Annotated in this window: 24 protein-coding genes; 5 read left to right on the top strand and 19 right to left on the bottom strand. The window is 36.8% G+C overall.

Translation table 11 applies throughout. From position 1 onward, the window contains the following. Positions 1-155: 155 nt before the first annotated feature. Positions 156-1,430 carry an HD domain-containing phosphohydrolase gene (locus AB1498_01435; GenBank protein MEW6086951.1) on the bottom strand — a complete coding sequence of 425 codons (1,275 nt, stop codon included), beginning with the start codon at positions 1,428-1,430 and terminating at the stop codon, positions 156-158. Positions 1,431-1,586: 156 nt separating this feature from the next. Between AB1498_01435 and AB1498_01430 the strand changes: the two genes are divergently transcribed. The 3 genes from AB1498_01430 to AB1498_01420 all read left to right on the top strand — a co-directional run bounded on the left by AB1498_01430 (position 1,587) and on the right by AB1498_01420 (position 2,645). Then, positions 1,587-1,871 carry a metalloregulator ArsR/SmtB family transcription factor gene (locus AB1498_01430; GenBank protein ID MEW6086950.1) on the top strand — a complete coding sequence of 95 codons (285 nt, stop codon included), beginning with the start codon at positions 1,587-1,589 and terminating at the stop codon, positions 1,869-1,871. A 67-nt stretch (positions 1,872-1,938) separates the two neighbouring features. Further along, a complete protein-coding gene (locus AB1498_01425; GenBank protein MEW6086949.1) occupies positions 1,939-2,094 on the top strand; it encodes a hypothetical protein in 156 nt (51 codons plus the stop codon). A gap of 95 nt (positions 2,095-2,189) precedes the next feature. Then, positions 2,190-2,645, top strand: coding sequence for a DUF4149 domain-containing protein (locus AB1498_01420; GenBank protein MEW6086948.1), 456 nt, complete (start codon positions 2,190-2,192; stop codon positions 2,643-2,645). 13 nt (positions 2,646-2,658) lie between these two features. On the opposite strand, the gene AB1498_01415 is transcribed toward AB1498_01420, so the two are convergent. From AB1498_01415 to AB1498_01400, 4 genes are all read right to left on the bottom strand, one after another. Further along, positions 2,659-3,321, bottom strand: a complete 663-nt coding sequence (locus AB1498_01415; GenBank protein MEW6086947.1) for a cysteine desulfurase family protein — start codon at positions 3,319-3,321, stop codon at positions 2,659-2,661. 183 nt (positions 3,322-3,504) lie between these two features. Then, positions 3,505-4,233, bottom strand: a complete 729-nt coding sequence (locus tag AB1498_01410) for an isoprenylcysteine carboxylmethyltransferase family protein (protein MEW6086946.1) — start codon at positions 4,231-4,233, stop codon at positions 3,505-3,507. Positions 4,234-4,250: 17 nt separating this feature from the next. Next, positions 4,251-4,559, bottom strand: coding sequence for a PadR family transcriptional regulator (locus AB1498_01405; GenBank protein MEW6086945.1), 309 nt, complete (start codon positions 4,557-4,559; stop codon positions 4,251-4,253). Then, a complete protein-coding gene (locus AB1498_01400; protein ID MEW6086944.1) occupies positions 4,556-5,794 on the bottom strand; it encodes an MFS transporter in 1,239 nt (412 codons plus the stop codon). Before AB1498_01400 ends, AB1498_01405 begins: the two co-directional genes overlap by 4 nt. Positions 5,795-6,180: 386 nt before the next feature. On the opposite strand from AB1498_01400, the gene AB1498_01395 reads away from it, so the two are divergent. Together AB1498_01395 and AB1498_01390 are read left to right on the top strand one after the other, a co-directional pair. Continuing rightward, a complete protein-coding gene (locus AB1498_01395; protein ID MEW6086943.1) occupies positions 6,181-6,579 on the top strand; it encodes a HEPN domain-containing protein in 399 nt (132 codons plus the stop codon). Beyond that, the gene (locus AB1498_01390; protein ID MEW6086942.1) at positions 6,549-6,875 is read left to right on the top strand and encodes a nucleotidyltransferase domain-containing protein; all 327 of its coding nucleotides are present in this window, start codon (positions 6,549-6,551) and stop codon (positions 6,873-6,875) included. Before AB1498_01395 ends, AB1498_01390 begins: the two co-directional genes overlap by 31 nt. Before the next feature lie 185 nt (positions 6,876-7,060). Here the strand turns inward: AB1498_01390 and AB1498_01385 are convergent, their stop codons facing one another. The 14 genes from AB1498_01385 to AB1498_01320 form a co-directional block, all read right to left on the bottom strand. Further along, a complete protein-coding gene (locus AB1498_01385) occupies positions 7,061-7,858 on the bottom strand; it encodes a nucleotidyl transferase AbiEii/AbiGii toxin family protein (GenBank protein MEW6086941.1) in 798 nt (265 codons plus the stop codon). Then, positions 7,845-8,483 (bottom strand): hypothetical protein, encoded by a 639-nt coding sequence (locus AB1498_01380; GenBank protein ID MEW6086940.1) that lies wholly within the window; start codon positions 8,481-8,483, stop codon positions 7,845-7,847. Before AB1498_01380 ends, AB1498_01385 begins: the two co-directional genes overlap by 14 nt. 109 nt (positions 8,484-8,592) lie before the next feature. Then, complete coding sequence (locus tag AB1498_01375; GenBank protein ID MEW6086939.1) at positions 8,593-9,939, bottom strand: hypothetical protein; 1,347 nt, start codon at positions 9,937-9,939, stop codon at positions 8,593-8,595. A gap of 116 nt (positions 9,940-10,055) precedes the next feature. Beyond that, positions 10,056-11,336: a hypothetical protein gene (locus AB1498_01370; protein MEW6086938.1), complete on the bottom strand. Its 1,281-nt coding sequence runs from the start codon at positions 11,334-11,336 to the stop codon at positions 10,056-10,058. 81 nt (positions 11,337-11,417) lie between these two features. Then, positions 11,418-11,549 carry a hypothetical protein gene (locus tag AB1498_01365; protein MEW6086937.1) on the bottom strand — a complete coding sequence of 44 codons (132 nt, stop codon included), beginning with the start codon at positions 11,547-11,549 and terminating at the stop codon, positions 11,418-11,420. Between the two features lie 54 nt (positions 11,550-11,603). Then, on the bottom strand, positions 11,604-12,281 hold the full coding sequence (locus tag AB1498_01360) for an ATP-binding protein (GenBank protein MEW6086936.1): 678 nt from the start codon (positions 12,279-12,281) through the stop codon (positions 11,604-11,606). A gap of 278 nt (positions 12,282-12,559) precedes the next feature. Then, positions 12,560-12,862, bottom strand: coding sequence for a type II toxin-antitoxin system RelE/ParE family toxin (locus AB1498_01355; GenBank protein MEW6086935.1), 303 nt, complete (start codon positions 12,860-12,862; stop codon positions 12,560-12,562). Further along, on the bottom strand, positions 12,850-13,038 hold the full coding sequence (locus AB1498_01350) for a hypothetical protein (GenBank protein MEW6086934.1): 189 nt from the start codon (positions 13,036-13,038) through the stop codon (positions 12,850-12,852). Before AB1498_01350 ends, AB1498_01355 begins: the two co-directional genes overlap by 13 nt. Positions 13,039-13,257: 219 nt before the next feature. Continuing rightward, positions 13,258-13,434, bottom strand: a complete 177-nt coding sequence (locus AB1498_01345) for a hypothetical protein (GenBank protein ID MEW6086933.1) — start codon at positions 13,432-13,434, stop codon at positions 13,258-13,260. A gap of 7 nt (positions 13,435-13,441) precedes the next feature. Next, positions 13,442-14,035 carry a hypothetical protein gene (locus AB1498_01340; protein MEW6086932.1) on the bottom strand — a complete coding sequence of 198 codons (594 nt, stop codon included), beginning with the start codon at positions 14,033-14,035 and terminating at the stop codon, positions 13,442-13,444. Positions 14,036-14,048: 13 nt separating this feature from the next. Next, positions 14,049-15,953, bottom strand: coding sequence for a heavy metal translocating P-type ATPase (locus tag AB1498_01335; protein ID MEW6086931.1), 1,905 nt, complete (start codon positions 15,951-15,953; stop codon positions 14,049-14,051). Positions 15,954-15,991: 38 nt separating this feature from the next. Further along, a complete protein-coding gene (locus AB1498_01330) occupies positions 15,992-16,972 on the bottom strand; it encodes a permease (protein ID MEW6086930.1) in 981 nt (326 codons plus the stop codon). Beyond that, positions 16,960-17,256 (bottom strand): hypothetical protein, encoded by a 297-nt coding sequence (locus AB1498_01325; protein MEW6086929.1) that lies wholly within the window; start codon positions 17,254-17,256, stop codon positions 16,960-16,962. The genes AB1498_01330 and AB1498_01325 overlap by 13 nt, the downstream gene beginning before the upstream one ends. A gap of 16 nt (positions 17,257-17,272) precedes the next feature. Continuing rightward, complete coding sequence (locus AB1498_01320) at positions 17,273-17,752, bottom strand: cytochrome c-type biogenesis protein CcmH (protein ID MEW6086928.1); 480 nt, start codon at positions 17,750-17,752, stop codon at positions 17,273-17,275. Between the last annotated feature and the right edge of the window lie 170 nt (positions 17,753-17,922).

Below are 17,922 nucleotides of genomic sequence, written 5' to 3'. Positions count from 1 at the left end.
GCGTGTTTCTAAAAACTTCCATCGGCGGTAAAAGGCCGCTTATCACGCCTGAAGGTGACCAATTGCCGAGGATTTGTTAAAAGACATTTTGTGCCGATAACGTAGTTCATAAGTCCGAAAGCCTTCTGCAATAGAAGGAACTTATGAAACCGCTTCTAAACAATTTCATCCGTGTCCACCCTGAATTTTTCATATTTTTGTAAAGCGGTGTTTTCCGTGGCGGCCCGGATAGAACTGATTTCATCATAGTTGGACTTTAAAATAGATACAATATAAGGATCTATGGCCTTTGATTGCGCCATCCTTTCCAAAATCCCTATTGTCTCATTAAAACCGCTCCCGTCCCGGTATGGACGTTTCTCGGTCAGGGCGTTAAAAATATCCGCCACGGCGATTATCCGCGCCCCCAAAGAAAGATCATCACCACTGATATGAAAAGGATACCCCTGGCCGTCAAGCCGTTCGTGATGAAACGACGCCCAGCTATTAATTAATTCAAGATTACGGATAGATTCCAAACTGCGGTATGTGTAAAAAGTATGACTTCTGATAACATTAAATTCATCCGGCGTTAATTTTCCCGCTTTTTCAAGAATCTCTGTTGGAATAGCCAATTTCCCAAGGTCATGCAGTAATCCCGCGATTTTCATCATCCTGCATTCCCCCGGGGAAAATCCGGCAAGCCTCGCTAATTCTTCGGATACGGCCGATACCCCGCTTGAATGAGAGGCCGTAAAATGACTGCGGAAATCAATAATCTGGCTGAATAGATTTGCAAGGTCCAACAAAGCTTTTCCGCTCACCTCCACCATTTTAAGCCTTCCATTTCGCCTTAGAACGGAAGTTATGCCATGGGAAACCGTGTCAAGCCAGAAATATTCTTTTCTCGACAAACTCTTAAACGCGTCAACAAGTTCAGGCATGAACATCTTCACTGACTGCTCCTCGATCCTGTTGTAAATCCCTTTAACTTGCCCGAGAATGTCTTCTTCCCTGTCTATCAAAACGTCAATCCTGTCAGATAGATGAAGAATATGGCTGCCCAATGGAACTTTTTCTCCATGGAACTCCTCTCCCCCGCCTTCCTCCCATGGGACATGATGATATTTTATTAATAAAGCCTCTTTTGAAAGCGGCGTAAAACTTTCCAGGAGCCGATACCCGGTTTCAGCGTGTTGATGGGGTTTTTCAATTTCAAAAGACAATGCGTCCATTCTCTGCTGAAGAGAAAGCGCGCCCGCGTCATGAAGTATTCCCGCCAAAACAAGTTCATTTATTTCTTCCGAGGAAAGGCCTAATTCTTCGGCGATGCTCAAAGCGATATAAGCCACACGCTGGTGATGATTGACCATTATGGATGAGACCAAATCAATCGTATTTGATAAGCATAATATCAAATCAAACTGGGGAATTTGCGGTTCTTTAATCATTTTTTATTATTCGCGTTTAAATGAATAATTTACTTATCGGCCGGATGAATGGGTTTTTTTAGAAATTATTTTCCTGAATTTAACAAAGTACTTGACAACACAGGCGCAATAAAGTATATTAGTATATACTTATAAAGTTTAAATATACGGGCGGACATGAAAGAAGCGGCGGAGCTGTTCAAAATATTTTCTGTTGATAAACGGATAGAGGTTATTGAACTCCTGAAAAAAGAACCTATGAGCGTTAATGTTCTGGCTGAAGCATTGAAGATAACCCAGTCCGCGATATCCCAGCATTTGCGGGTGCTTAAAAGCGCGGGGCTTGTAAAAGACGAAAGGCGGGGATATTGGATATATTATTCTTTAAACCGGGATGCCCTTGAGAAATGCCGGCAGAGACTTAACCGTATCTGCACCTGCGGCTGTTTAAATAAAATATAGAAATTATTTTTTTGCTTAAATGTATAAGTAGATACGCATTAACTTAAATATGAAGGGGGTGACAATAATGAAAAAAGGCACTAAGAAACAAAAAAATGGAACCGAAGAAAAAAAGCCCGAAATCAAAATTAAGGTAAAAAAATCTTGTGGTTGCGGCTGCATCACACCTGTTAAGACAAAACAGACGAACAAAAAAGAATCTACTGATACTTATACGATTTAGAAAGGGTTGATCTTGCCCATTAAGACAAAATAGGCAATCAAGGCGGCGGGTTATATTCAATCCGCCGCCTCAACTTAAATTACAAGGAGAACAAGATGAAAGAGTTAATATTGATAATATCTTATTGGATTCATCTGGTAACAACGGTTATTTGGATTGGAGGGATTGCTTTTATCCTCCTTATCGCAAGACCGTCGGTTAAACAAGTTCTGGGAAAAGAAGCCGGCAAGGTAATGAGCGAAATTTCAAGAAGATTTACACCGCTGGCAAATTATAGTATAGTCCTTTTAGTTATTACTGGAATCCTTTTAACTAACCTTTACCGCGTTGAAAATAAATGGACCACGGCTTTAATTATGAAACATTTTTTAGTTTTTGCAATGATTGCCATTCATTTCTATAGGGGTTTATTTTTGGGCCCGAAGATTATAAAAACGGTATCTGACGATGAAAAGGCTGCCCTGCAAAAATTATCCATCAACTTAGTTAAAGTAAATTTCGGACTGGGGATATTTGTGTTGTTACTGAGCAGTATTTCATTCTTCTTTTGAAAAATGGCACGCATTAAATGACATTTTCGGTGCCGGGTCGCTGTCCTCTTTCATGTCCCGCGCCATACATCAAAGGTTCAATCTTTATTCCCTTCCTCATAAATAAAGCCCCTACTCCCTTGGGAGCGTAAAGTTTATGGCCTGCTATCGACAAAAAATCAACACCCAGTTCATTAACCTTTGTGGAGATTTTTCCTACACTTTGTGCCGCGTCAATATGGAACAGGATATTTCTTTTTCTTGCAATCTTTGAAATTTCGGCAATGGGCTGGATTGTGCCAACCTCGTTATTTGCATGCATTATTGTTATAAGAATGGTCGAAGGCTTTATTGCCTTTTCAACATCACAAGGGTCGACCACACCATATTTGTCAACAGGAAGATATGTTACTTTAAAACCTTTTTTCTCAAGATGTCCGCACGGATTTATAACTGCCGGGTGTTCAATTATGCTCGTTATTATATGATTGCCTTTTTCTTTGAATGTTTCCGCAACACTTAAAATAACATAATTATTCGACTCTGTTCCGCCGGATGTGAAAATTATTTCATCAGGTTGACAATTTAGTAGAACTGCAACTCTCTTCCGCGCTTTTTCAACTGCCTCTTTTGCCTTTAACCCAAACCAGTGGCTGCTCGATGGATTTCCGAAATGTCTATAAATATACTTCTCCATTTCCACAACCAATTTCTAATGCTGTTTCTATATTTTTCTTTGAAGACATTTTTCGCAAAATATTAAATTCATATTTTTCTTGAATGAATGCTCTCAACGGATTATTGATTAGCATAAATTCTATACGGTTTAACTTCATATAATATATCTACCTCATTTATCCATTTCAAATATATGGATTTATTAGTTTAAAATGTCAGTATATCTATGAACGAATCTTGTCGTCACGAAGATGATTATAGCCCCAAGTGCAATAACATTCCACATCCTATCGGCCATCAGGGTATGACTTACTCGGTATTCACCCATAAGTTCGAGAGAATAGAAAACAGCAACAATACCAGACAGTGTCTGGTATTCCCGTCGGCATGCCTTACGAAAATTGAATGGAATAGCCGGTTTTGACCATTGACGAAAATGGGGAATAAAAACAGGAGTCTGTTCTGCCCAACTCGTGTATTTCTGCCCGAACTTTTCCCGAAGAAATGCCTCCTCTGCCAAAATGATGCGCTCATAGTAGAGAATGAAGACAAAAAGATAAATACATGGAATCCACCATACCCGCAAAAACAAGGATACTCCCAGACCAACAAGAAAGTTTCCAAAGTATAAAGGATTCCTGACGATAGAATACATCCCTGTCGTGTTGAGCGTGTCAGCAACTTGTTCTTTGGTATTTCGGCCAGATGTGCATATAGGGGCATATCCAACAGTTATGATACGCACCATGAGTCCCACAAACGCTATAGTAAGACAGAATAAATCCCATATCTGGTCATAATAATGACTCCCAAATGGATAGGTAAATTGATTAAGCCCTGCGAAAACAGGAATGGCCATAAACAGAGGCAAGTAACTGCGCCATCTAAACAACCAGCGGCCAGTTAATTCCATTTTTTCAACAAGCAGCATATCTCTCCTTTCAAAAATTACTCTAAAATTTCTTCCGCAAGTTCTTTTGCCTTATTCCTTGCCTCATGTAATACCTTTTCCCCTTTTTTGGTAATTGAATAATATTTTCGTATTTTCCCGTTTATATTTCTCGACTCTACCTGCAATAATCCATTCTCGCAAAGTTTATGAAATATCGGATATAATGTCCCATAAGATATTTCATATCCATGCCTTTTAAGTTCTTTTTTAAAATCGACGCCGTATATTTCTTCTTTATCCGCGTGATAAAGGATATGAATTTTAATAAAACCAAGAAACATATCTCTCAACAACTTGTTTTTCATAGGACTGGTTCTATCTTTTTAATCGTTCTAAAAAGCATAAAATACAGGATTACAGCTATAAGTTCAACACCTACAACAAATAGTATTATTAATGTTACATTGATGTTATATAACACACCCATTAATAAACTTCCGAAAAACATTGCGAGGCCGTACGCCGTGTTAAATATTCCATATCCAACCCCCCTTTTCTTAAAATGCGTTAAATCAGCGATGGACGATTTCATAATGGTCTCATGGATCCCCATCACAACACCCCACAATACAACGCTTATTACAATAAATAAAACATTATCTATGAAACCCAAAATCGGAATAAGCAAAGTAAATAGTGGAATAATAATAAGAGTTATAAGCCCCGCTCTTTCATCGTTATGACTTTCTTTCAATCTGTCATAAATCTTTCCGATTATTAAGGCGGAAATAGCGTCAATACCCATTGCTATCGAATAAAACATGGGAATCTGCGCATCGCTTGTGATATTTTTATCTTTAAAATGGTATCCCAATATTACAAAACTGACAAAACCTAATGTTGTAATAAAAGTAAAAACCGTATACAGCCAGAATACCTTTGATAATTTATCCGGAGGGTTTTTTAAATCAGGTTTAGTCTCAAATCTTTCGGGGTCAGGCATTTTAAAAAAAGCAATCATCACAGTTATCATGACTATTATAAATGGCATCCATAATAATGCAAAGCCCTTGTGGTAATCTGATACTGTCTTTTCGGTATTTGTTCCGACGAGAAATATCGCGGTAAAAATTAAAGGGCCGAGAAATGCACCTATCTGGTCCATCGCCTCGTGTAACGCAAAACCCCACCCTGTCCCGATTTGTTTTGTTGCCTGTGATAAAATAGTATCCCTGGCAGGGCTTCGGACAGCCTTACCCAGCCTTTCACAGATAATGAAAACTGCCGCAACCTGCCATCCCGATGCCATTGACATAAGAGGAATACTTGCAAGCATCCCGTATCCTAAAATTGTAAAAATCCAGTATGCTCTAGTTTTATCAGAAAGATAACCAGAAACAAACCTGATAAAATAACCAAGAAATTCTGCCATGCCGGTTATAAGTCCAAGCAATGCAATGTCCATTCCAATGGTTTTGGCAAATGGCCCATAGACACTGCGCGCACCCTCATAAACAATATCACCAAATAAACTTACTATCCCGAAGAGAATAATAAGCATAACCGCAGATTTTTTGTTCTTTTCGATGTTGTCTAACATATCATCTTTCCCCAATACTCATAACTTAAGATTATTAATAGCGTAATACAATATCGCATAACGATATTATAACGCAAACAAAAAATATGTCAAGCATTTTAGAGGTTTATAAAGTAACCGGTCAGTTATTGGTGGTTTTCGGTAGGCGCAAGCTTTAGCTTGCGTGAGAATATCCTTGTTATTTCAACGTTTTCACGCAACTAAAGGTTGCGGCTACCACTGGTAACTGACCGGTTACTTTATAAATGATTTTTAACTATTGAGAGTTTTTTGTGTATATGATATAATCTTAATTGAAAAAAATTTAAAGCTATCTATGAATCTGCTTTAGGCATGGTCGGAAATGTCGATAAATTATTTATCGAAAGCTATAAGAGATAATTTCTATGAATAACGTCAATAAACAAATAGATTATTGGAAAGAAACTGCACAAAGAGATTGGAAAACTGCTTTAGGATTATTTAAAATAAAACGTTATGACGCATGTCTTTTTTTCTGTCACCTTACTTTGGAAAAAATCCTAAAAGGATTGGTAGTTAAACAAACTAACCACCCATCACCCTTTATTCATGATCTAGAAAAGCTGGCTTTTCTTTCAAAATTAAAATTAACAGAGCAGCAAATTCAGGATTTACGAACTATTTCAACTTTTAATATCGCGGCGAGATATGATAATATAAAATTAGCTTTTTATAAGAAATGTACTAAAAATTTTACAGAAAAATATTTATTAACTACCAAAAAACTTTACTTATGGTTAAAAAGAGAATACCTGAAAAAATAAAAAAACATATAAAAGAATATATTAAGTTATTAAAAACAGATAATCTTCCCATTCAACATATATTCTTGTTTGGCTCTTATGCTAAAGGTAAACAACACAAGTGGAGTGATATTGATTTGTGTATCATCTCCTCTAAATTTAATGACCCATGGGAAGCAATGCAGTATCTTTGGAGAAAAAGGATATTTGATAAAAATATAACTATTGAACCAATCGGTTTTAATCCCAAAGATTTTAAAGAAGAAACTTCGCTTACCCACGAAATAAAACAAACCGGAATAGAGATAAAAATTTAATATTGATTGTTTAATAACTAACATCCAGTTTTTCTACTGACTTTATGACAGTATCAATTTCTTCCTCTGTTGTCCATATCCCTAGGCTGAATCTGACTGCGGAAAATGCGCCTTCAGGCGATATACCCATTGCGGTTAAAACAGATGAAAGTTATTTTGAGTTTGAAAATCAAAAGAGCCCCAATTTAAACATTCCCATAACTGTTGAGTATCGCTTTTATATATGTCCCAGCATTAATTACAAAATCCTTTTCCTCTTCATTAAGTAAAAATGGTTCAACCTGTCTTGCCAGACGGATTAATTCCTTATTGTCAATCTTTTCAACGTGTTTTAAAATCATCTGTTTAGGGTCATCTTTCCAGCCTTTTATTTGTAAAATAGAACTATCTATAGGAAATCTTTTTTGCAGCATAAATATTGTATCGTAGATATCTCTTCCCCTGTTGCGGCTGAAAAGAGCGCAAAGTTTTTCAGAAAAGAGCGAGCCTTTTTCCATTAATAAAATTGTAAAAAGAAAACCGAATTTGTCAATGACGTCGGATTCTGTTTTCATTTCCCATACAGGCCTGTTTGTTTCTATTTTAACCATTAATTTTTCTTCTTTTAACGATGTTATATTATATGCCTGTAAAATATTGGTCAATTTCAATTGCCCAACAAGAAGAGACCCTTTTTCCTTTTGTGCAATCTCGCACTCAAAACCCTCTTTTCCCAAACCACCTTTGCAAATTTGAAGAATTTCTTTAAAATTCGTAAAAGATACACTTCGAGTATTAAAGTCTAAATCTTCAGAAAAACGTTTTAATCCATAAGCAAATCTTAAAGCTGTGCCTCCCATAAAAAATATTTTTCTGCCGAAATCACTCTGGTAAATGGCCTTTAAAATAATTGTCTGGGCATATTCACGGACAATCGCCCTTTGTTTGTTCAAAGGCAATCCTGATAATTTCGCCTGTTCCATTAATCCCTCAAAGGTCAGCATCAATAAACTCCTTTAATCTTTTAGCCATACTTTTTACTCTCTCGTTATATAACTCACAGTAGTAAAATAATTTGCTCCAATCAAGTTTTTTAATAATGTCCTTATCGATTCTTTCCTCTGAAAAATCCGGCGACTGACTGCCACGGAACCTGAAATACAAAAAATCGACAACGGCTTTTTCTTTCTCTGCAATAGCCACTTTAAAACCGGAATATTCGTTAATCGTGTATCCGGTAAATGCCTTTGGCCGGCAGGAAAAATATCTGAATTGTCCGTGGATATTTTTAAAAACACGGGTCACATTTGTTGTTACTGAAGTAACACCAAAAGCAACCTCCGGAATAATATTGTAAATAGACAAGGCTGTCTCCATTGAAATATATGAAGGCGTAAATAGCCTGTTGGCGACAAATAAATCAGGGAGAATGACACCAGGAGAACCCTTATCTGTCAATTCGTAAAGCCCTTTTTTTAAACGGATAATATATTTTCTCTTAATCCACTCAGTTAATTGATTATGAAGAGTTTTTTTATTTTCGTCCGGGAAAAGGATAAAAAGATCATTAATGGAAAATACAAAATATTCCTTTTTTTGAAGTTCTTGAATTAATTTTAGATATACCATTTCATTATTTCCTATTTTAATGGGAATATCTGAAATAATATATCGATTTTTTATAATTGTCAACAATATTTTTAATTTTTTTTCTTCAGGAAAAAGAATTCATGTTATATTATTTTAAAGATCCGCCTGACCGAAACACCTCTATTCCATGAACTGGATCTGCTACATATTTCTTTATACTCTCCCTGCCGAATTTTTCCTGTAGAAACATCGTCCATAACGCTGTGATACCATAACGATCCTCTACATTTTTATCCCACGGAAACAATTGTTCATTTCCATGCTTTTTTGAAAATCTTTCAACTTCTTTCCATGTCTCTCCAAAATAACCGCATACATCCTTTGCCAATCCTGAACAACCCTCGTTCACCCATGTCTCTTCAGATGGATCATATCCATAATGGATTAAATGCTGTAGTTCATGCGCTAAATTACCTTTTATCGTGACTAAGTTATCTTCACTTGAATTGGTAAATAATATCTCTCTGAAATTGCTTATCCTTCTTGAAATATATTCATCCAGACGGCCGGAATTCAATGAGTAAAAATAACCTATAACATTACCTTTTATTGGCAAACGAGCTATTGTTATATGCCTGTCACTGTCTATATCAACTCGCACTGTCCCAAATACATCTTCTACCTGATGTAATATCCCAGCTGTATTATATTTATCCGGCCCGCTTCCGCCAATTCCATACTCAAAGGCATTCAACATCTCATCTGCATTCGTATCATTTTTATCATAAAAATAGTAATAAGAATTATCTTCCCTTTTTAATAAATAACATGGCAAAACTGAAACTAATCCATTCCCATTTGACGATTTCATAGGACTAAAAACAAAAGTTGCCGCAATCGTTGAATCTTTTTTTTCTTCGCCAAAAGGTTCGTAAACACTATAAAAATATACCTTTGTGCTGTCACCTTGCGGTATTGGATCAACTCCTACTTCTGCTCCTGTTGAATCTGGAAACCACGGGCTTACCTCCACATTACCATAACTGTTTTCTACTCTGCTTCGTATACGATAAAAATATGTATTTGTACTGCCATTTCGTGACGCGACTACATTCGTGGAATAATAAAACAAGTCCTCTCCGCCTGATGGATTCCCGGTCTGAATATGTACCAAATAATGTTTGTTTAAATCCAATGTTACTGTTGTATCTGTCCAATTTTTTACCCCAAATCCGTAGTAGTTGGGTGTGGGGGTGCTGTTGTAGGATAAAAGATCTCCTTCACGTTCATCTTTATTAATGGCATTTATTAGAATCGTAGTAGGATCTTTTGGAGATTTTTTGTTATCTATACCCTCTGGATAGTAAGCATACCATGTGGTGTCGCTTTTTCTAAATTGAACTTCGTAAAATATATGTCTCGTTGCACTGTCATAATAAAAATTAGTTGTATCTGATGGCCTTGACCATGTAACATGGACTTGTCCTCCAGCCATAGGACGAACAAATGGTTGTCCTCCATTATATTCGGGTGTAATAGTTGTATCTATTGCTGCAAAAGATATGCAGGAAAGTGAAATTAACAAAATAAACGATAGCAATAATTCCTTTTTCATTTATTTCCACCCTCCTGTTCTTTCTGTTTCTTTTCGATTAATTCTTCTGTTTGTTTAATAGCCATATCAATATTGCCAAGATAACCACCAGAAATCCAACGTGTACGCGTAATTTTTGGATATTCTCCATATAACTCCTTATATTTTTCTGCCCTTTCTAAAAATATCTTTACCCCTTTAACATCAATAGGCAAGTCTTTTGCGATTTCCACTAATTTCTTACAATACTCGATATTTAAAGATTCTTCTGACCTCATTAGCTGCGCATATATGCCATATATTTTCCCCGGCATTTCTTTTCTCCCCTCCCACTCCGGATACTCCCTCCATATCTTCTCATACATCTCAGCGGATTTATCAAGGTAAAATATAGGAATGAGGGTTCCAACATTTTCAGGCATTCCAAGTCTTTGCATTTCTAATTCTTCTTCTGTAGGTTTTCTTAATTCCCATACTATTTGTGTATATAAATCGCCCGCATTTTCCAACGCCTTCGGCGCTAATTTATTTTTTGGATACCTTTTGTAAACTTCTAAATAATAAGTCAATGCCTTCTTGTAACATTCGTTGGCCCCGTAATATCTTTGTATTATGCTTGTTCTTTCTGTCCCTATTGGAATTGCTTTTAATCCCACAAATCTGTACATATCTCCCATTTCATAAAAGAGCTCCGCGGTCTTCTCATTCTCAGGGTCTACCTTTGTTCCTTTTAAATACCATTCCTCTGCCTGTTTAAAATCCGCAAATTCACGGTATAGTTTCCCTATCTCAAAATATTTTTCAAATTCTTTCCCAGCATCGATGCCTTTCAGGCTATCTTCTAATTCCTCTCTCTTTTTTAATAATTCATTCAGTTCAGCCAATTCATTTTCCAATTCTTTTTTCGATATCTCTGTTTTATCCTTATCTAATTTAATCGCGCCATATTTCTCTATTAAATTCGAATATCCATCTTTTAATTCATTATAATTATGTAAAATATATCTTTTGACATTTAGATTAAACCATTCAATATCATCCATATATTTGCTATCCGGATATTTTGTTCCAAACTCTTCTATTAATTTTAAACTCGTCTCCAATTTAATCTCATTAAAAAAACGCTGAATAAAATCATAATATATTTTCTCTGTCTTTTCTCTATCCCCTTTTGTTCGTTCCATTTCCACTTCAAATTTCAATTCGGCTGGCAGCCCTTCTTCCGCAAAAACCGGCATTCTAAAATTCACTGAAAGCCCCAAAATTAACATCAAAATTATTAAATTTTCTTTAGTCATTTTCTTCTCCTATCTTTTTATTAAAAATAATTAATGCCAATAATTTATTATCATACCACAATTTTTACAGAGCCTAAAAACTTAAATGCCCCATTTTTTTCTATGTTCCGACAATAGTTTTTTTATATCCTGCTTCTCTTTTTCAGAATCGGATTTCACCCCGCCTCTATAAACGTCTTCTCCATCTCTATAGGCATCAATATCCGTTTTCACATGCTCTGTGGATGGCTCAAAATCCAATGGGAAATTTATAAAAAAACTCGTACCTTAATTGAGTTTCGTCTTAACATCTATAAATCCTCCGTGTGCCTCTATTACCCTATGCGCTATTGTCAAATTTAAACCGATCCTCTTGTCTTTCGTGGTATGCAACGGATTAAATATCTTGCCTAAATCTTTTTCGGGTATCCCGCAGCCTGTATCACCTATCTCTACCTGAACATATTTATTCCATCTATTTTCCATCTTTGACTGCACCTCTATCTGTTTCGTCTTGATTATCAATTTTTTTTGTAACTTTTTATCCATTGATTCAATGGCATTTATACCTATTTCCGCGATTATATTCCCCAGTTCCTTACTATCCCCGTAAATCACTGGCAGATTATCCTGCAAATTAATCTCCAAATCTACTCCGTCGGTTAATAACTTTTTAAACTTATCAATCCTGTTTTTATTGCTTTCGCCGGCACAATGGCCTGATGACGAATTGTAATTCGTCTGAATAATCCCTGAATATCCAATTTTTATAAACAAGGGTAGTAATTTTTCGTTCTTGATATTGAATAGAATAGTCCAGCTTCCCTGCCATATCAAAGTAGTTAGACATATGAGAATAAATGGAATGGTTAGAAAATATTTTCTGGATATGCTAAAAAAAATCGATACCATTAAAGAAAAAAAACCAAAAACTGCTATTAAAGGAAGATACGAATAAATATTCATAGTTATTACCCTAAAAACAAAAATGGTCTCCCGAACCAGCGACAGCCCCTTTCGGAACTGCCCTATACCCTTTCGAGCATAGACCTGCATCACAAGTGCTGGTCAGAAGACCACCTCTGTGATGCAGGATTTATTGTGCCATGCCTTATAAGGTTGAAGTAACCTCGCTCTTATAAAGTTTAGGCAGTGATGTTTTTAATCTTAAATTTCTTAGGTCATATTTTTTCCTTTTTATATATTTTATAACAACTTAATCAATACAAAGTCCAAATGATTTATTATAACAAATTTTCTATTCTATCATTTAGCAGCCTTGCAGAATGATAAACTGTAAGTATTTCTACTAAGTCTTCTTTTATTCTATAGATTATCCTATAATTTCCAAAAATAATTTCTCTAATTTCTTTACGATTTAGTTCTGGAAGAACCCGTCCACATTCGGGGTATAATTCCAAACGCTCCACTGTGTCAAAAACTTTTATTATAAACATCTGAGCATAATAATCTGAGTCCTTTGCAATAAAATCTGCTATAGCTTCAATATCGTTTAAAGATTGTGGCGTCCATTCTATTCTAACCATTTTTTCATCTTTTCTTTCGCCTGTTCATGAGAAACACATTGACCTTCATCTGCTTGATTAATTCCTTTTTCAATCTTTGCAAGTAAATATAAACGTTCCATTGCTTCTTCAATTGTAGTTTTCTCGGGTAAGTCGCTCAAACTATTAATTATTTTTTCCTTATTTAAAGCAGTCATTTTCTCCTCCCTTTTTTATAATAATTTTATTATATATTTACTAAATTTATATTTTACCATTTTTCACCACAAGATTCCATTCATTTTTCACAATAAGAGCAGACACATGGGTCTGCCTGCCAATAAATACAAATCAAAAAGGGCGAATAATTATTCGCCCTTACATTTGGGCAGGTTTTGAACCTACCCCTATTAAAACATTACAATTTCATATCATTATCAATATTTTTTTCGTTTTAAAAAACAATCTGCCACTGCCTTTATAACGGTATCAATCTCTTCCTCTGTCGCCCACCATCCGAGGCTGAATCTGACAGCGGAAAATGCGTCTTCAGGCAGGACACCCATTGCGGTTAAAACAGATGAAGGTTGTTTTGAGTTTGAATGAAACATCATTTTGCCATCAACGAATGATAGTGCTATCCAGAGAAACATCTATTTCTTTAACCCCATACAAAAAGCTTTGAACTCGTCTATTATTTTTTTTATAAATAGGTTTAACTTCCATGATATACTGATTTCCCTCTTTTAATATCACTTCAAGCTCTTTAAAACATTCTTCCTCAGGCAACCCAAAAAATATATTATATGAACCAGCAGCAAGTCTGATTTTTTTCTCAAGATTATATCTTACGCCCTCTCCGCCATCTTTTGTCTTTTTTCCTTTTTCATCGTATAAAGGTATGATTTCTTTTTGTCCTTTAATTTTGCACATTGCTGCCTGTCCGCCAATATTTATCAAAAATGGATATTCTGGTTTTCCATGGAGAGATTTTTTTGATTCAAGGATATAATAATCTTCAGTATGTGTTTTGAGAGATGTTTTGATTATTAAATCAACAAATCCCTTTTCAGGGCTATCGCTTTCTTTAACTTCATTAAAAATATCAGTTCTGTAACTATGAGATTTTTTATTTATCTCCCTCAATGCAACACTGCAGCCAGCAAAAGTAATTCCAAAAAATACTAAAAAAATATAAATTGCTAAATTTCTCATTTAAATCCCTTCATTACTTTGCCACCCGCAAACCGTTCAAAACAGCGATTATTTCCGATCCTTCATGAACTACAACTGCAGCAGCAACTCCCATAATACCGAACAGCGCCAGAGGAATAAGAATTGAAAGAAGGACGAGTGAAAAAATGATATTCTGCCTGCTGATACGACGCACCTTCGCTCCCAGCTGTATAGCATACGCCACCTTCTCCAGATCATCCGCCATGAGGGCCACATCCGCCGCTTCTATCGCCTCATCCGTCCCTGCAGTTCCCATTGCTATGCCCACAGTTGATTCGGCAAGGGCAGGGGCATCATTGATACCGTCACCAACCATTGCAACAGCTCCATATTTCTGTTTCATCTCCTTGATGGCGGTTATTTTTTCATCGGGTTTAAGGTTAGCCCTGATTTTTTGTATCCCAATGTCTTTTGCTATTGCTTCAGATGTAAGTGCGCTGTCACCAGTCAGCATCATTACTCCAAAACCACGGCCTTTCAATCCTTCAATAACACCTTTTGACTGCGGCCGTATTTCGTCTCTGATTGCAATGACGCCTTCCAGACGCTCACTTGTGCCGATATACACTATCGTCTTTCCTTCATTTCGCAGCTTATCTACATCAACTGTGTTTTTCGCCTGCCAGCCAAAATTTCTAAACAGTTCCGGTTTTCCTATTAAAACTGTTTTGCCGGCTATGGTTGCCTTGACGCCAAATCCGCTGAGGGACTCGAAATCTTTTGCTTCAAACAGTTTGCAATTCAACTCTTTTCCTTTTTTAACGATCGCCCTGCTTAAAGGATGCTCTGAATACCTTTCTATACTACAGACGATGGTCATCAAATCAGACGGAGTTCCATTCACTGCAATAATATCAGTTACTATCGGTTTCCCGCTGGTTAAAGTGCCTGTTTTATCAAAGGCAATAGCTTTTACCTTACCGAGGTTTTCAAGGTGCATTCCGCCTTTAATCAATACGCCGTTTCGGCCTGCCGTTCCGATTCCTGCGGCAATTGCCACCGGCGTGGACATTACCAAAGCGCATGGCGCGGCGGCAACAAGCAAAACCACTGCCCGTATAGCCCACACGGAAAGACTTGCGCCGAACAAAGGAGGGACTACAGTCAGCAATAATGCAGTAAGAAGAACGATTGGAGAATATTTCCTCCCGAATTTTTCAATGAACAATTGGTTTTTGCTCTTTTGTTCCTGGGCTTCCTCGACAAGATGGACGATCTTTGACAGTGTATTATCCTGAAATGAAGCTGTTACCTGGATTGTCAACGCGCCTTCCTTGTTCAATGTTCCAGCAAAAATTTTCATGCCTTTGTTTTTTTCAACAGGTATCGACTCGCCGGTGACCGGAGCCTCATTGACGCTCGACCGGCCATCGATAACGATACCATCAGTAGCAATGGTCTCGCCGGGGCGCACACGGAACAAATCACCCACATTCAACTGTTCTGCGGGAATAACTATCTCTTTCCCGTCTTTTAAAAGATATGCCTCTTTCGGAACAAGATCAAGCAGTTTCGTGATGGAATGCCTGGTTTTCGAGTAGGTAAACTCTTCCACTCCCTCCGCTATGCCGTAGAGAAAAACCAGCGTTGCCGCCTCGTCCCACATGCCAAGTATCATTGCGCCGACAGCCGCCGCAAGCATGAGGACATCGATGCTGATTTCATGCTCTTCCCTGATCTGTTCAATTCCTTCCTGTATCCAGTAATAACCACCGACAGGCATTGCTACTACATATAATGCTTTCTCGATCCATGATGGTATGTGAAACAAGTGGGCAAGCAGAAACGCCAGTCCTGTAATAACTCCTGCTATAGAAGCATTGCGAATAGGGGGAAACTGGTACCACTTACCCTCAAAAGCTTTCGCATGTTCATGGTCCTGATTACAACATCCCATAATTAACACCTTTCTTGTAATATTTTTTGTTTTAAATTTTACCCCAACTGTTTCCCTAAAAAATAAAAAGTATATCCCACGATTAATGAACCAATGAGGCAGATTCCAAGATACAAACAAAAAACCCTTTTCCTGAACATTGCCAGAAATGTTGCCATTACAGGCAAAGCGGTCACAGGACCGCCGACTAAAAAAGCCATCCCCACACCCCACGGAATCGTCATGCCTTTTTCTATAAAACCATAAAGAATTGCCGCAGCTGTTATTTGATTTACATGAAGGGGGACGCTTGAAATAATTACAATGGGAATCATCCACGGACTGCGGGAATAAATAACCTTTTCTATCAGTTCGGTCGGAAGATATCTCAGCCCGATAATTTCCACTGTCAGGCCTATTAAAGTAAATTTACCTATGGCCCAGAACCCTTCCAGGAATTTTGCTCCGAAAATAATAAACTTGTTTTTACCTTCGCTTGCAAGGCGGTTGCTTAATTTATCATGGCACAAACATTGAATCCTTGGATCAGCATCAGGGTCGTGCACATCGTGCTTCGGTGTTTCACCTTTGAAAAGCTCATTTGACTTGAAATACTTTTTTTGGAAAAAAAGAGTAACATATCCTGCAAACAGCCCCATAAAAATGCTTGAAACAATCTTGGCATTAGCCCAATCCCTGCCTAACTCCCATGCCGTCAATGTATATGCGCTCGGACTCATTAACGGGCTGGACACCAGAACAGTCATTACAGGAGCCAGGGGAACACCGTTAATAAGGAGTGAAACGGCCACGGGAAGTATACCGCAGGCGCAAACAGGACTCAATACCCCGGCAAGCATTGCCCCGGGAATGGCAAAATATCCCAATTTTTCGATCGCGCTTCGCAGTTTCAAATGAAGCTTGAATGTCCTGATAACTGAATCGATTGCCACGCCTAAAATAAAAAACGGCAGGACATAAATAAATTCCTTCCAGAGTTCGGTTGATAAAAACGCAATTTCCTGTATCAGTTTTTGCATTCTATATTTTGGCCTTTTATTTCTTTAATGATGAGAATGGCCTTTATCTTATATTCTTCCCTCAATTTTTCAAAATCCTTTTTTGAAATCTTATTTGTCTCATATTCAAATTCCAGATCTTTTAGCAGAGAATAAATCTGTTTTTTTTGCTTGATGAGGATGTTCATTTGCTCTTCTACACCTTTTCCTGTAACGGTTTCATTTTTAGCTTTTTTTAAAAAAATCGGATATAGAATATAAAGAACAGATAATACTGAAAATATAACTGCAACAACAAGAATCATTTACGCTCCTTTATTCCTATTCCTCTTTTTTAAATTTTTCATATTCTTCTTCAAATATTATATCATAATCCTGAAAATCGGAAGAGGCATTAACCATCTCCTGTTCGTGCTGATAAATTTTTTCTTCTCTTTTAACCCATTTTTTTATGATTATAAAAATCAAAATAAACACTAAAAATAACCCTGAAATTGGCACCAGATAAGATAACAAACCGAATCCTTTCATCTGAACATTAACAAGAGATTCCGGCCCGAATTTATCGGCAAAGATATTTAAAATTTCGTCTTTAGTTTTTCCATCCTTTACCAATTGTTCCAATAATGAAAGCATCTCTTTATGTTCAGGACAGCCGTGTTGATGTTCCAAACTCTCCTGGTCCTTGGGGCATTTCAATTCCTTCATCATTTCTTCCACGGAAACAGCAAAAACTGTGTTCCTGACGGGAAAAATTATCGAAAATAATAAAACTGTAAAAATAATTTTTTTGCTTATCATTTTATCTCTTCCTTTCCGGATAAAAGGCTATTGCTGTTCCTATTGTAGTGTCTCTAACAGATCTTTACTTATAGCGATTTTATCCATAATAGATTCGACAGAAGCAGTCCAGACAAATATTTTTGGATTTTGATTGTGTGACTCAATATATTGTTTGATAACTGTAACAA

Source organism: bacterium (assembly GCA_040754625.1).
Classification (GTDB): Bacteria; JACRDZ01; JAQUKH01; order JAQUKH01; family JAQUKH01; genus JAQUKH01.
This window is presented reverse-complemented; position numbering and strand designations above follow the sequence as displayed.